The 14,257-nt window shown below is 43.9% G+C and carries 15 protein-coding genes; 8 read left to right on the top strand and 7 right to left on the bottom strand.

Features of this window, described 5'->3' with window-relative positions; all coding sequences use genetic code 11:
* Positions 1–29 precede the first annotated feature (29 nt).
* The 4 genes from K1Y79_RS02070 to K1Y79_RS02085 all read right to left on the bottom strand — a co-directional run bounded on the left by K1Y79_RS02070 (position 30) and on the right by K1Y79_RS02085 (position 3,590).
* Positions 30–1,436, bottom strand: a complete 1,407-nt coding sequence (locus tag K1Y79_RS02070) for a pyridoxal phosphate-dependent decarboxylase family protein (RefSeq protein WP_220248340.1) — start codon at positions 1,434–1,436, stop codon at positions 30–32.
* A gap of 223 nt (positions 1,437–1,659) precedes the next feature.
* Positions 1,660–2,148: a methylated-DNA--[protein]-cysteine S-methyltransferase gene (locus K1Y79_RS02075; RefSeq protein ID WP_220248341.1), complete on the bottom strand. Its 489-nt coding sequence runs from the start codon at positions 2,146–2,148 to the stop codon at positions 1,660–1,662.
* A gap of 1 nt (position 2,149) precedes the next feature.
* Positions 2,150–3,055 (bottom strand): DNA-3-methyladenine glycosylase family protein, encoded by a 906-nt coding sequence (locus K1Y79_RS02080; protein ID WP_220248342.1) that lies wholly within the window; start codon positions 3,053–3,055, stop codon positions 2,150–2,152.
* 4 nt (positions 3,056–3,059) lie between these two features.
* The gene (locus K1Y79_RS02085; RefSeq protein ID WP_220248343.1) at positions 3,060–3,590 is read right to left on the bottom strand and encodes an ArsR/SmtB family transcription factor; all 531 of its coding nucleotides are present in this window, start codon (positions 3,588–3,590) and stop codon (positions 3,060–3,062) included.
* Positions 3,591–3,759: 169 nt separating this feature from the next.
* On the opposite strand from K1Y79_RS02085, the gene K1Y79_RS02090 reads away from it, so the two are divergent.
* Positions 3,760–5,187, top strand: a complete 1,428-nt coding sequence (locus K1Y79_RS02090) for an aminotransferase-like domain-containing protein (protein ID WP_220248344.1) — start codon at positions 3,760–3,762, stop codon at positions 5,185–5,187.
* Between the two features lie 61 nt (positions 5,188–5,248).
* Here the strand turns inward: K1Y79_RS02090 and K1Y79_RS02095 are convergent, their stop codons facing one another.
* On the bottom strand, positions 5,249–5,518 hold the full coding sequence (locus K1Y79_RS02095) for an ArsR/SmtB family transcription factor (protein ID WP_220248345.1): 270 nt from the start codon (positions 5,516–5,518) through the stop codon (positions 5,249–5,251).
* 123 nt (positions 5,519–5,641) lie between these two features.
* Here K1Y79_RS02095 and K1Y79_RS02100 point away from each other — a divergent pair, with 123 nt between their 5' ends.
* Positions 5,642–7,123: an aminotransferase-like domain-containing protein gene (locus K1Y79_RS02100; RefSeq protein ID WP_220248346.1), complete on the top strand. Its 1,482-nt coding sequence runs from the start codon at positions 5,642–5,644 to the stop codon at positions 7,121–7,123.
* A 25-nt stretch (positions 7,124–7,148) separates the two neighbouring features.
* Here K1Y79_RS02100 and K1Y79_RS02105 read toward each other — a convergent pair whose 3' ends face one another.
* Positions 7,149–7,775: a MarR family winged helix-turn-helix transcriptional regulator gene (locus tag K1Y79_RS02105; protein ID WP_220248347.1), complete on the bottom strand. Its 627-nt coding sequence runs from the start codon at positions 7,773–7,775 to the stop codon at positions 7,149–7,151.
* Between the two features lie 248 nt (positions 7,776–8,023).
* On the opposite strand from K1Y79_RS02105, the gene K1Y79_RS02110 reads away from it, so the two are divergent.
* The 6 genes from K1Y79_RS02110 (at position 8,024) to K1Y79_RS02135 (ending at position 12,061) form a co-directional block, all read left to right on the top strand.
* A complete protein-coding gene (locus tag K1Y79_RS02110; RefSeq protein WP_220248348.1) occupies positions 8,024–8,536 on the top strand; it encodes a hypothetical protein in 513 nt (170 codons plus the stop codon).
* Positions 8,537–8,560: 24 nt separating this feature from the next.
* Positions 8,561–9,223, top strand: coding sequence for a hypothetical protein (locus tag K1Y79_RS02115; protein WP_220248349.1), 663 nt, complete (start codon positions 8,561–8,563; stop codon positions 9,221–9,223).
* Positions 9,224–9,256: 33 nt separating this feature from the next.
* Positions 9,257–9,997: a sensor histidine kinase gene (locus tag K1Y79_RS02120; RefSeq protein ID WP_220248350.1), complete on the top strand. Its 741-nt coding sequence runs from the start codon at positions 9,257–9,259 to the stop codon at positions 9,995–9,997.
* A gap of 59 nt (positions 9,998–10,056) precedes the next feature.
* Complete coding sequence (locus tag K1Y79_RS02125; RefSeq protein ID WP_220248351.1) at positions 10,057–10,725, top strand: response regulator transcription factor; 669 nt, start codon at positions 10,057–10,059, stop codon at positions 10,723–10,725.
* Positions 10,726–10,782: 57 nt separating this feature from the next.
* Positions 10,783–11,358, top strand: a complete 576-nt coding sequence (locus tag K1Y79_RS02130; protein WP_220248352.1) for a histidine phosphatase family protein — start codon at positions 10,783–10,785, stop codon at positions 11,356–11,358.
* A 253-nt stretch (positions 11,359–11,611) separates the two neighbouring features.
* On the top strand, positions 11,612–12,061 hold the full coding sequence (locus K1Y79_RS02135) for a MerC domain-containing protein (RefSeq protein ID WP_220248353.1): 450 nt from the start codon (positions 11,612–11,614) through the stop codon (positions 12,059–12,061).
* 21 nt (positions 12,062–12,082) lie between these two features.
* Here the strand turns inward: K1Y79_RS02135 and K1Y79_RS02140 are convergent, their stop codons facing one another.
* Positions 12,083–14,125: a T9SS type B sorting domain-containing protein gene (locus K1Y79_RS02140; RefSeq protein ID WP_220248354.1), complete on the bottom strand. Its 2,043-nt coding sequence runs from the start codon at positions 14,123–14,125 to the stop codon at positions 12,083–12,085.
* Positions 14,126–14,257: the final 132 nt, after the last annotated feature.

The raw sequence follows: 14,257 nt of genomic DNA on the forward strand, positions 1-14,257 counted from the left end.
TATTATGGAGAATGAGTAATATCAAATATTTAAGCTACTGTCAGCGCTGCTGCCTGTTGTCGCATATCTTCCCAGGCGATAGTAAGATCTTCGGCAGTCGTACGCCAGTTGACAAAAGCAGCCCGGATGGCAGGTATACCTTTGTATACAGTGGGGGTCAACATCACTTTACCCTCGTCATTCACTACCTGTATAAAAGCGTCAACGGCAAGCTGCTTTTCTTCATCAGGAACGTTTAGTGTAAAGCATACAACACACAATCTTACTGGGGCGAGCAGTTGGAATGAGTTATTTCTACTTATCAATAATCCGAGCTGACGGGCCAAATCAATGTTATTATTGACGATAGCTTCGTACCCTTCTGCTCCGTAAGCTACCAAGGTAAACCAGGCGGGTAGTGCACGTAGACGTCGTGAATTTTCAGGAATATAGTTACTGTATTTATAGTCTTTTTCAGGGTCGCCAAGGTAAGCCGCACCTGCATTCTTAAAAGTCTCCAGTTGAAGATGCTGATGACGGGTGAATATCATGGCGGCATCATATGGAACGTTTAACCATTTATGCGCATCTATGGTGATACTATCTGCTGACTCCCATCCTTTGAGCAATTCGCGGTATGTTGGAACGCAAGCTGCAAAAGCGCCAAAAGCTGCATCAACATGTAACCAGAATCCGTATTCTTCTTTCAGCTGCGCAATAGCCTGAAGATCGTCAAAGTCAACAGTATTTACCGTTCCGGCACTTGCTACAATGATGACCTGTTCTCCATTACTTGCTTTCAGATATTCAGTCAGCGAATCTATATCAATTGCCTCCCGGTCAGGCAAGGTTGGCAATTTTACCAGGGCATTTCGACCAAAACCTAGCATGGCCATTGATTTAACTGTACTGGAATGCGGCGTGCAGGATACTATCCTGACCTTTGACAAAGCAGCCATTCCTTCCTGAGCAACGTCTACTCCCAGCCGCTGTCCAATCCATTGCCTTGCGATAGCCAGGCCCGAGAAGTTAGCCATTGTCGCGCCGGTTACGAAGGCACCGGAGAATGCATCCGGCAACCCAAATAGTTGCCGGAGCATTGCTATCGTTTCCGTTTCTATTTTAAATGGCAGTGTATCTCTGTCAGATGCGTTCATATCAAAAACTGACGTTAGCCAGTCACCAGCAATAGCAGGTATTGTCGCTCCTCCAGTTACAAATCCCCAGTTCCGCGGACCACTATTACCTGCCAGATGCTCCTCATATCGTTTTCTGAATTGGTGCATTGTCTGCATCCCTCCAAATCCTTTCTGAGGCAGCTCAAACGACTCAAATGAAGCAGTTGCGGACTTGACAGGCAACGTATCTATGCTAGACAGGAACAGGATACTATAGTCCTTGATCTCTTGCAATAAAGCATCCATCTGTTGCAGATCCTGGTTCAATAACTGGTTCATGAGAAGGTCCATTTATCTGTTATCTAATTCGAGATCAAAATTGACATAAATACTGCACATAAAACAGATTCAGTTGTTCGATTTTTGACCAGATCAGATGTAAAATCAATGGACTTGATTAGTTGGCAGTTTTGGGTTGTTACCTTTCGTTTTATATGTGTTTTATTTCATTACGGATTATTACAAAGAATAGGATAGAAAATAGCTTTGGGGTTATAGGCCGTTAGAATAACTGGAGCGAGCCGTATTTGTGCCTTATCTCGTGTTCAAGCAGCCATTTCTTTCGCCAAATTCCTCCCGCATAACCTGTCAGCGATCCGTTGCTACCTATAACTCGATGACAAGGAACAACAATAGCAATTCTATTCCTGCCATTAGTTGTACCTACTGCCCTGATGCTACCTGGATTACTGATCTTTTTGGCTAGCTGCATATAAGAGATGGTTTGACCATATGGAATGGCACGGAGTTTTTGCCACACAGACTGTTGAAAATCAGTTCCGGGCTGGGCTATCGGAAATGTGAAAGATTTCACACTGCCTAAAAAGTAAGCGTTCATCTCATCAGCACATTGTAATACAACATCAGGCAGGGGGGCATGACTAGCCTGTTTCCCCTCTACAAATGTCAGCATATTGATGACATGGCCATCCGCAACAATGGTCAAAGCTCCCACGGGCGTACTGATAATATGCGTATGTACTGTTTCCATATTAATACAATGATCTCCATAAGTAAAAGGTTGCATACGCTGCATGCTCCCCCCAATGCTGCGTATATTCTCTGACACTAGCCAGTGATGGTTTGGCATCGAGTCGCATCTGCTGCTTCAGTGCATTATGTAATCCTGCATCTTCTAATGGCAATGCCTGATGGTGACGATGATATTTCATAAGTACATAATTAGCGGACCAGTTACCTATACCCCTGAAAGAGATAAGGTGCGCTTTTGCCTGCTGATAGTCCATTTCCCACAGCTGTTTATCCGTCAGCAATCCATCTGACATTGCTTTTGCTAATCCTATGATGTAGTCGGCCTTACTACGAGAAAACTGCATAGCTGTAAGCGACTCTGAGTCTAATGCTGCAATAACCGAATGATGCGGGTACACATAATGGTCTTTACCTTCAATTACCGCATGATAGCCAAATGCCTGTATGAACCGCTGCCTGAGTGTATAGGCAAATCCGAGGGTAATCTGCTGCCCGGTAACACTCCATGTTAACGCCTCAAATAGATCTGCTATTCCTATCAGTCTCAATCCCTTATATTTTTTTACCAATGGAGCCAATACAGGATCTATTTCAGCAAAACGGTAAAACGGACGTAGATCAGCATCGAGATGCAACCAATGACTAATATAACTACGAATATGCGACTCGCTGATTGAGGCATCTGGACCATCCGCAATAGTCACCTTTAAGCCTTTTCCCACAGGGTTGTCCTTAATTTCTACCAGTAGCGGATATCCATTGGAGACTACCATTTTTTGAATAATACCATCCTTTACATAATGCAGGCATTCCTTCTCTGAACGGCTGAGAAATACGAGACATTCCGCAAAAGAAAAGTTACCATAATCTGCGACCGGTATGTCTATTGTTCTTCTTCTGTCCATATGATCAGGGTTTACATCTTTTACAGGCTCTATAACCGTTTTTTAATGCCTCTTCCCGTGTCGTATAAAATGTTACATTGTCAGGCTTTGGATTTGCTGAACATGATGGTTTACAAAATATCCCGGTAGTTCGTACGGCATTATAGAATATGCCGTCAAATTCGCGGTCCTTACTCAACATAGCCTGCAACATAACTGGTTGTGTGAGTGGCATCCCTTCTTTATATTTTGCATCTTCCAGGAATACGCCGTGGTCATTGTCCAACGACCGTTCGCCCCATTGAAGATAGCCGTCTACCCATTCTTTGAAGGAATAGAACGCTGCTTTGTTTAGGTAACCATACCGCTCCCGTCCAGCCTGATAGATCTTTATCCAACCACTCTCCTCCAGTAGTTGGAGATGTTTCGAGACCGCCTGACGACTGATATCGGCAAAATGTTCATTAATCTGATTAACATTTAATGGCTGTAAACGCAATAAGGACAGCATCTCCCTCCTTACCGGATCTGCTACTCCTTTAAAAAGCTCACCCATTATGCAATTTTTTAGTTGCATAAATTTATGCAACTTTTTTATTGCACAATATGAAATATTCATTAAAATTATCGTGTAAGATAGAATGATAACTAGTAAGCGAGATTGTACAACCATATCAGTTCAAATTTTACTACATTTGAACCATATCAGTTCAATCTGTTTAGCCATGTTAAAGACAGCAGAACATCTTTATCTGCAAATTGCAGACAAGCTGGAACAACTTATTGCCAAAGAAGTATTGAAAATCGGGGACAAACTCCCCTCTGTCCGTACTATGAGTGAGGAACAAGGCGTAAGTATGAGCACCGCCTTCCAGGCCTATTATCACCTTGAATCCAAAGGACTTATAGAGTCACGGCCTAAATCAGGATATTATGTCATCTTCAGCCCACGGCGCATGCCGGATATGCCCAAAGCTTGTGAAGCTGTAAGAAAGCCATCAGAAGTCACTGTTCATGAAATGATCACCCAGGTATCGCAGGATATGCGATTGGACAATATTACCCGCTTTGCTTCCGCGGCTCCTCCTGAAACCATGTTGCCGGCAGCCAAGATATCAAAAGCACTTATACAGGCACTCAGAAAAACTCCTTTTGCCGGTGTAGGATATGAAGCTGTACAGGGTAATGCTGATCTCCGTAGGCAAATCGCTCGTAACTCCATACTCTGGGGCGGCGCAATCAGTGAAGACGAGATTGTTACAACCAGCGGCTGTATGGACGCGCTTACATTATGTCTGTCAGCAGTTACCCAACCTGGCGATACGATTGCTTTGGAAAGTCCGGCATATTATGGCTCCTTGCAGCTGGCAGAAACCTTGGGGCTTAAAGTATTGGAAGTACCAACACATCCTGGTACAGGCATTGATCTGGAATACCTCGACAAAGCAATTCCTAAATTTAAAATCAAGGCCTGCCTGTTCGTTACAAATTTTACTAATCCGCTGGGAGCCTGTATGCCCGATGCCAATAAACAGGCCCTTGTCAAACTGCTTGAGAAATATGAGATTCCCTTAATAGAAGACGATATATACGGAGACATGTACTTCGGAAAAGAACGTCCCGGGGTATGTAAAACGTTCGATACCAATGGACTTGTATTACTCTGCAACTCTTTTTCCAAATCCGTTGCACCAGGGTACCGGGTCGGCTGGACTGTACCAGGCAGATATCTGGAAAAAGTTCTCAACCTGAAGAGACACCATTCAATCTCCTCTCCTTCCCTGCCAGGAGCAGCAATTGCCTGCTTCCTTGAAAACGACCGGTATGAACATCATCTCCGGGGCATGCGCAAAGCACTACATACCCAATATATGCGTCATTTACAGGCTATACGGGAATACTTCCCCGAAGACTGTTGCGTGTCCAGGCCACAGGGCGGATTTGTGATGTGGATAGAGTTAAACCCTAAAGTAAATACGTATGAACTGTATGAACAAGCTATCAAACATAAGATTTCCTTCGCTCCCGGGCGTATGTTCTCCCTGCAGGAACGCTACAATAACTGTATGCGTATCAGCTACAGTAACCCTTGGAGTAAACAGATTGATGAAGGCTTGAAAACACTAGGACGCCTAATTAAAAAGATGTCTTAATATAATATAGATGGGCGGAATCAGGTATTATTTACTCACAAAGCAACAATCCAAGTATCCATCAGCTTAACTGTCCGAAGAAAAAGGACAAGTGTTTCATCATCTCCTTATTAATAGTTAGCTGTACATTGCGGCCGGTTTTATCATAAATGAGTATACCACTGTCTACCAGGATCTTAATATGATGAGACACAGTAGGTTGAGATAACCCTGTCAGTTCCGTAATTTCGCAGCACTGTATGGTAGCTTGCCTGGAGGCTGCCAGTATAATGGTTAACCTGTGCTTGTCAGCTATTGCGTTTGCTGCTTTTTCTATCGTAACTGCGTCCATTGTGTAAAAATAGATATTTTTCAATTCCCCGTAACGACACCTTCCTGGAAATAGCGAGCTCATACTTATAAATATTTTCTTCATTAACAAAAATTAACAACCGTACGCTGCTGACATGCGTATATGAGAGACACCTTATTGCCAGCTATGAAGAGTTACAGGCATGTGCAGATCCAGCTGTCGTTTAACAGCAAAGAGCCAATATACCAGCAGATTAAAGCATACATAATCAACGAAATTGTTAGAGGCAGACTGCTGCCAGGGGCCCTGCTGCCAGGCTCCCGGGTACTGGCTCAACAATTAAAAGTGAACAGGAATACGGTTATGCTTGTGTATGACCAACTTATTGCCGCGGGTTGGCTAACCTCTCACTACAAGAGCGGCACCCGCGTAAGCGATAGCATGCCGGCGGGACATACGGGACCACCAGGACAGGATATACGATCGCGTCCTGCACTCCATATACCCTTCCGTCATATCAATATATCTCTTCCCCCTTCTAATCCGAGTGGTAACTACGACATCATATTTGACGATGGCCTGCCCGACCTCAAATTAATTCCTGTAGCAGAAATCACAAAAGAATGCAGAAGACTGGTTCAACAGGATGACCAACGCACTATTTACAATAATAATAGTGAGCGGGGAAATGAGTATCTGCTCCAGGAAGTCAATGCGATGTTGAATAATGACCGTGGATTGGCTGTTACAACAGACAATATATGTATTACCCAAGGTGTACAGATGGCTTTATATCTGACTGCGCAGACCTTATTACAGCCAGGAGATCATATTGCTGTGGAACATCCGGGGTATCAACCTGCATGGCAGGCCTTTTCAATGGCAGGCGCACAGATACACTATATTCATTCTGATCAATATGGTATCAATCTGGAAGAACTTGAGCTACGCTGTCAACAAACTCCCCTAAAGGCGTTATACATTACGCCTCACCACCAATACCCTACTACCAGTACATTGTCTGTAGAGAAGCGACAGCAATTACTTGCTTTAAGTGAGCAATACCACTTTATGATCATTGAAGACGACTATGATCATGAGTATCACTTCAATATACACTATATACCGTTAGCGGGTATGCCTCATGCCGATAATGTGATATACATAGGATCTGTCATGCATACATTGCCGATTAGCTTCGTATGTGGACCAGCTGCATTTATTAAGTCGCTTGCCGCTTACCGGAGCATAATAAACAGAGATGGTGATCCCGTTTTGCAACAGGCAATGGCTAACCTGATGGTTGCAGGCGATATCAGGAAGCATATTCATAACACCAGGTACGTGTATATGAAGAGACTTGAACTCGCCAACAACATCATCCACTCAGTATTTGCAGGACAAGCGCTATATACCCGCCCGCAGGGAGGTTTGGCTATCTGGTTACAGTTATATAAACAGGTAGAACCGGAGCAATTGTTACAAAAAATACAGTCTGCAGGTGTAAATATGGTAAATCCGCTTAGTTACTATAATCCCACTTTGGGTCATGCACCGGGCTTACGCCTGGGATATGCTTCAATGGATGAAGCAGATATTATTAAAGGGCTAGGGAAACTGGCAAAGGTAATACAGCAACTGTAGCTGTGGGGTTAACATCATACATCTATCAGAGAATATCGGGTATGGTTAAACTGGAATGATGACCACAATCTATCTGTAACTCCGCAGATAATAATTTTTTCTTAAAAAGGCGGCATGCGTGCTGCCTTTTCTTATTGCCTTCATAGTGAGCGCAGCTGTAGCACATTCGTTGCATACCTCCTTTATCTTTATCATACAGTCCGGCAATCATGGTATACACCGTCTGGTACAAGCTGGCCTTCTCCATCAATGGCCTTTTCTGCAGAATTGTATCCAGTTCTGCGATATATTGTTCTGCCTGCGTCAGCATCTCTTTACCTTTATCTGTCAGCAGGAAAGAGTAACTGCGTCTATCTTTGAGATCTTCCTCTATTCGCAGAAAGCCTTTGTTCACCAGTGCAGCAGCTGCATCGCTAACTGTTGGCCTGCTAAGTTGCAGCTCTGTGGCAATGTAGGCTACTTTGTTTACCTCGGCCGTGTGATGGCCTGTAAATAATAGTATCTGCAACTGTAAAGGTGTGATGCCCAGGATTCTCGCCTGTTCCCACTGCATTGCCTTGAGCATGTCACTGAGCCTTTGCAACGATAATAATAACCTTGCATCAAGCGAAGTCAGTTGCTGCTCAGGACTGAATCCTGATATTTTTTTCATTGTCAATGTAAAAGGAGGACAAAAATAGATTAGCCAAGCTACTGATATAAGTACCAGATATTATAATTATCCTATATTCTGGACCAGTTGCTCAGTAAATCACTAAGTCTGTTTATAATTTTTAATTCCTGCCTCCTTATTACTAATTTCACCCCCGTATTTATACGCTTCAATTTCAGCATTTATACCTGCAACAATACCACCCGTATCCATTAGTTTAGCTATTCATTCATCATAAAACCTCAATTATGAATTACTGCAACATGACACGCATTCTTTTTGCAACGCTGCTCCTGGCGGCATTTTCAGCGTGTATAGATAAACCCCGTCCTCCTAAAGGCGACATCCCACTGGATAAAGGAAGAGCCTTTGAACATGTCATTCCCATAGAGGAAGCACGTAGTCTGCGACAGGGATTTTTAATAGGAAGAAGAGAATTACAAAGTAAACTGCCAGGCAATTATCTTGACAGTGCTTTTAATCTTCCTGAAGGCGAAACCTTTAATCGCCATGCTATTGCTGCTATCCTCAATGCAAAAGGCGCAGAAGGCCTCCGCATTTACCTTGGCAAAGACCAGAAAGGACAGGTTAGAATGGTGTTACTTCCGGTTGACGCCAATGGCAAAGACATCCTAACTACCCTTGTAAGCCGGGAGAAGGCGGCGAATATTCCTGGTATTGCTCCTGCTAGAGCAGCTTCAATGGAACAGGCTATGGAGAGTGGACAGCGTTGTCCTCCTCTGTGTAAAAGCGCATTATAATCATTCCACATTCTCCTTGTCCTGATGAATAATATAGGCGCCTTCCTGGTAAGCCAGTTGGTCATTATTCCGTTAACGATAGGGCTGATACGTTTCAACAAGACTGTTGCAAACTTTCAGCCCTTCCTGTTACTTCTTTCGCTGGCTTTCCTATCAGAAACGATCAGCTTCATCTGCATCCGTATCATGCATACCAGCAATGCTGTTACAGTAAACTTATATGGCCTTGCAGAGTCAATTGTGATCATATACCAGTTCTTCGTATGGGGTACGCTCAAACGAAAACGACTGCTTTTTATCGGATTATTATCCGGTTTTGCAGCGATATGGATCACCGAAAATATCATCTTCAACAAATTAGAGACCTTCAGCCCGTATTTCAGGGTAACCTATGCCTTTATCTCTGTCCTCCTCAGTATCAACGAAATCAACTACCTGATTGTGAAGGATAATAAATCATTATTCAGAAACGCCCGCTTTCTGGTCTGTATGGGATTTATAATCATCTTCATTTATCAGATTATCTATGAAGCCGCTATGTTCATAGGTTCTGACACGGTATTATCGCTGCGAATTATTTTTATGTTTAATTATATCAATGCTTTTGTAAATTTGATATACGCAATCGCAGTGCTATGTATTCCTGTTAAGCCTTCCTATTATTTTAATAAGCATTTTGATGCATAGCCTTCGCCCCAACGCCCCAAATCACGATACTCCATGGATGACAAAATATTCTATATCACCATCTTCATTTCTGTACTGATAGCCGTTATCATTGTATTTTTTGTCGTATCCATTGTCCTGTATCACCGTCGTTATATACAAATGCAACGTGAACGTATTGTTGCTGAGATTACCATCCTGGAAAACGAGCGTAAGCGAATAGCCGCAGATCTCCATGATAGTATGGGCCCCTTGCTGTCTACCATAAAACTGAATCTGCACAGTATCGAAGTGACAGACCAGCGAGATCACCAGATCATTGCACGTTCATCCGGTTATATCGATGATGTAATCAAAGGGCTCCGGCAAATATCTCACAACCTGCTACCAGCTACATTAGAACGTAAAGGACTGACAGAAGCACTTCACGAATTTATCCGCCAGCTATCGGAAAAGCAGCCCCTTGACATTAAATTTCATACCTCCGGCAAGATAGAAATCGCTCAGGACAAGGAAATACACATTTTCCGCATCATACAGGAAATTACCCATAACACACTCAAACATGCCAATGCCACACAGCTTCAGATTGTACTGACAAAAGAAAGCGGCTTTTATCTTGTACTTGTCAAAGAAAACGGTATCGGCTTTGACGTTAAAAAAGCAAGCGCTGAGTCTACAGGACTAGGCATGAAAAGTCTCGCTATCCGTACTGATATCCTCAGGGGCTCGCTCACTATAGATTCTGTGCCCGGGCAAGGCACTAACTATTTCGTGAAAATACCAGCCGGATAATGTAACTTTATACTACGTTAATTCCCAGACACACACTCATACCCCAATTAATACATTTAATGAATCACGCCATCAGACTAGTGATAGCCGACGATCATGAGATATTCCGTGACGGACTCGCCTTGATGCTTTCAAGACAACCTGATATTACCCTCGTAGGACAGGCCAACAATGGCAGGGAACTGCTGGCACTGCTAACAACGGTAGAAGCAGATGTTGTCATGACAGACCTGAAAATGCCACTCATGGACGGCATTACCGCCACCCGCACCCTCCTGCAAAGTCATCCGCAGGTTAAAATCATAGCCCTCTCAATGTTTGACGAAGAAGAGCTTATTGTTGAAATGCTGGAAGCCGGCGCAAAGGGATATCTGCTAAAAAATGCTGACAAAAACGAGATAATCGAAGCTATCAACAGCGTCTACGAAGATAACATTTTCTACTGCCGCCAGACTTCAGCTAAGCTCGCATCCATGATTGTAAGGAGCCGATTCAATCCAACCCGCGACAATACGGCCGTTACGTTTACAGACCGTGAAAAAGAAATTATCCGACTGATCTGCCAGCAATTTACCGCTCAGGAAATCGGCGATAAGATATTCCTGAGTAAACGTACTGTTGAGGGACATCGTACACGCATACTGGAAAAAATGAATGTTAAAAACACTGCCGGAGTAGTAGTATTTGCACTGAAAAACAACCTTATCAGCGAGGCCGAATTGCTCTGAAGTTTCCATTCCCGGGAATGATGCCGTATATTTGCGGCAACCAACACAAGAGTGCCTATGACACGTATCGCCCTGATCCGTCACGGAAGTACAGCATGGAACAAAGAGGGAAAAATGCAGGGAAGCACAGATATCCCATTGGATGATGAAGGACTGGAACAAGCCAGGAAACTTGGTATACGTCTTTCCGATGAGCCTTGGGATATTATCTATACCAGCCAGTTATCCCGTGCTAAAAAGACAGGCGAAATCATTGCTGCCAGCCTTGGTATTGATGATATACGCGAAGACAAAAGATTGATGGAAGTCTCCGGTGGACTAACCGAAGGAACTACAGAAGCTGAGAGACTGGTGAAGTGGGGATCTGGATGGCGTCAACTGGAACTAGGTATGGAAACTGAACAAACCGTACTGACCAGGGGAATGTCCTTCCTGGATGATCTGATCATAGCACATGCCGGAAAACGCATTATTCTGGTCAGCCATGGCAGCTTCATCCGTCACCTGTTAAAACAACTGGCTCCATCGCTGGTGCAGGACGCAACCTTGAAAAACACCTCTGTCACCAGGTTTACAGTAAACGACGACAAATGGGAGTGCGAACTGTATAATTGTACCGCACATCTCGTCTAATCTATAATTTATAACTGATCCCGGACTATGTAATGAGGACAATCCTCTATGCTGGTCCGGGATTTTTATTGGCGGTTGCCCCTCCCTTCACTTCACCACCTCAGAAAGCGATGGCAAATCTGGCACTAGCTAATTCATTACCAATAAGTTATTTTTCAGAGAACTATCTAATCTCCCTATCTAGCGTAAATATTTTTTGCATCCCGGTTTCATTTATCTATTTTTGTTTCCCCGCAGAACGAAAAGAGGAATTATGGATAAACTTAGAACAAGTAACAGGGAGGCTGGTCAGGCCTACGAAATGAAATGGGATGCAATTGGTATAGGCGCTTCTTTAGCCTGTGCAATTCACTGTATTTTACTTCCAGTCATCTTTACGACGCTGACGTTATTTGACATAGATATTCTTGAGAATGTTTATCTGGAAGTATTGACAGTATTTGTCTCTATGAGTATAGGAGGCTGGGCTATCTGGAGAGGATATAAGCGCTTGCACGGACAAAAATCTGTGTTGTTCTATTTCGCAGCAGGATTACTGTTGATGATAGCTGGCAACTTCATTCATGGCAGCGTCATCGAAATGGGACTCAAATTCGGTGGTGCGGCTTTACTTATTACTGCTCATATTAAAAACTGGAAAAGTTGTCGCGGCTGCGAAGTACATACTTCAAACGCTCAAACTCCTTCTTCAATCGCAGCCTGATCACGTCAGCCAGTACCGCCACTAACGCAGCAGTACTGTTGTTCCTTTACGGAATACCTTCTTACCAGACTCCCGTATCGTATAACGTAACATCCAGACGTAGGTACCAATGTCGGCGGGTAAACCATTGACAGTGCCATCCCATTTCTGCGTCCAGTTTGTAGTCTGAAATACCAGCTGTCCCAGGCGATTATATACCGAAAACTCAAGATCGGTTGCCTTATAGGCACTCAAAGGGTACAGGAAGTCATTTTTCCCATCATTATTAGGCGAAAACGCGGTCGGCACATCAATATAACAACTCGTAACGGCGGTAATAACGTGATCTACAGTATCGTGGCAATTTTCAGTATCCTGCACGATCAATCTGATCCGGTAGTCCTGCTCCTTCCTGGTAGGATAGTATTGCTGTGCTACAGGCTCAGGCGCTGTGCTGGTGACACCGTTCCCATAGTCCCAGGAATAGGAAATAATACTGCCAAAGCTTTTATTTACCGGAGTAATTACATCCATCGGACAGTAAGGTCCCGGATCCACATCAAAAAAAGCCCCCAGACTTCTATCCAGCGGAATCTCCCTGTACACAGAATCTGAACATACGCCGTTAGAAACATACAGCGACACCTTTTTCAACCCAAAATCCCCGTATATTTTATTGACATTCTGCGTGTATCTGACATCAGAAGAGTCAAAAGTCCAGCGCCAGAAATTCACATCGTGGATGCCATCATGCGTCAGGTCCAGTACACTTACCTTACAATTTCTGTTAAGTCCCAGGGCAAAATTTGCAGACACAGTATCGACGGTGCTGAAAGTTACTGTTTGTCCGGTAGCGACCGGCTGTCCGCATTCCCCTAATATAGCATTGCCGTCGCTGCCGGTAGTTAACGTAATGGTATAATTTCCTTCTCTGTATAATGGTTGTGTTAGTTCCAGGACAACAGTATCTGTAAGATTACTACCATTACATATCCCGGCAGCGCTACGGATTACTGCCTGTGGCGTACCGGAAATCCTGAAATCCGATCCGTTTGCCGCAATAGATTCGCAACGCACAGCTCCTGAAAGGGGAATTTTAAGTCTCTCAGGGGCACATCCTACCGGCAGCATGTTTCTTAGCAAAATATCCGGCGGACGGGCTATATGAAATCTCACCTGCTCACCTACCGCAAGACTGTTACCACATACATCCAACACTGTATTTCCATCATTGCCATTTCTGACAGAAAGAGTATAATCACCCGGTGGCAGCGGCCCGTTAAATTTCAGTAAGATAGAGTCTGTATCAAAGCCAGTGGAACAATTAATGCCGGCAGCGGATACTACTGTTCCACTACCGCTGGTCAATGCAAATTCGGTGCCTGCCGTAGTCAGGGTTTTACAAAGTATCCCTTTACTAAGCCTAATGCCAACTGCATTATCCAGACAATAATAATTAGCCCACCTGATAGCCGGGATACCCGGACCGGTAATATCAGCAGTGCCACCCGAAAACTCCAGATCGTATCCGGACTGAGAGTCAGGCGTAAAATGACTTAGGAGTAACAGGTATTCATGCCCCTGCACCAGCGTTGGCATTCTGCTGAACAACGGCTGTCCCATTCCTCCACATACATCGAAAGAAGTGCCTGCTGCAGAAGCGCCGGTAACGCCGCCCTCCCCTGACCAGTTCATGCAGACATACATGCTCAGGTTACGGTCTGAAAACACATGCTCCGGATTATGCCCGGTAATGTCAAATAGTTGCCAGTCATAGTCATCCGCCAGTTCCTTTGGCGTGATCGTAAATCCTAGTGTTCCAGCTTTATAACAGGTAAACTTATACCAGTACGGATTGATATCGGTATGCAAGCCGTCTCCCTCATTAGTACAACTAGGGCCGAAAATGGTCTTTCCACCGCAGGCAGGTACCGATTCCTGACTGAATATTTTAGTTCCACAGACGGGAAATGCTGTAGAGGGGTTCTGACCGATCTCTGTACACGTCAACTGAGCCTGCGAATTGGCAATGTTGGCAAACAGCAGGATAAAAAATGGGTACAGGAAATTGAGTTTAGCTTGCATGTTTAAGTCCGTACTGGGTATCTGTGATGCCTAAAAATAGTTTTTTTTCCTGAGCAAACCCAATATCATAAAGGACTTTACATGGATGAGCATGTATTAGCAAAAATATTTTTTTGTAAATTCAATCAGTTT

This window comes from Chitinophaga rhizophila (assembly GCF_019492185.1).
In the GTDB taxonomy this organism is placed as follows: Bacteria; Bacteroidota; Bacteroidia; order Chitinophagales; family Chitinophagaceae; genus Chitinophaga; species Chitinophaga rhizophila.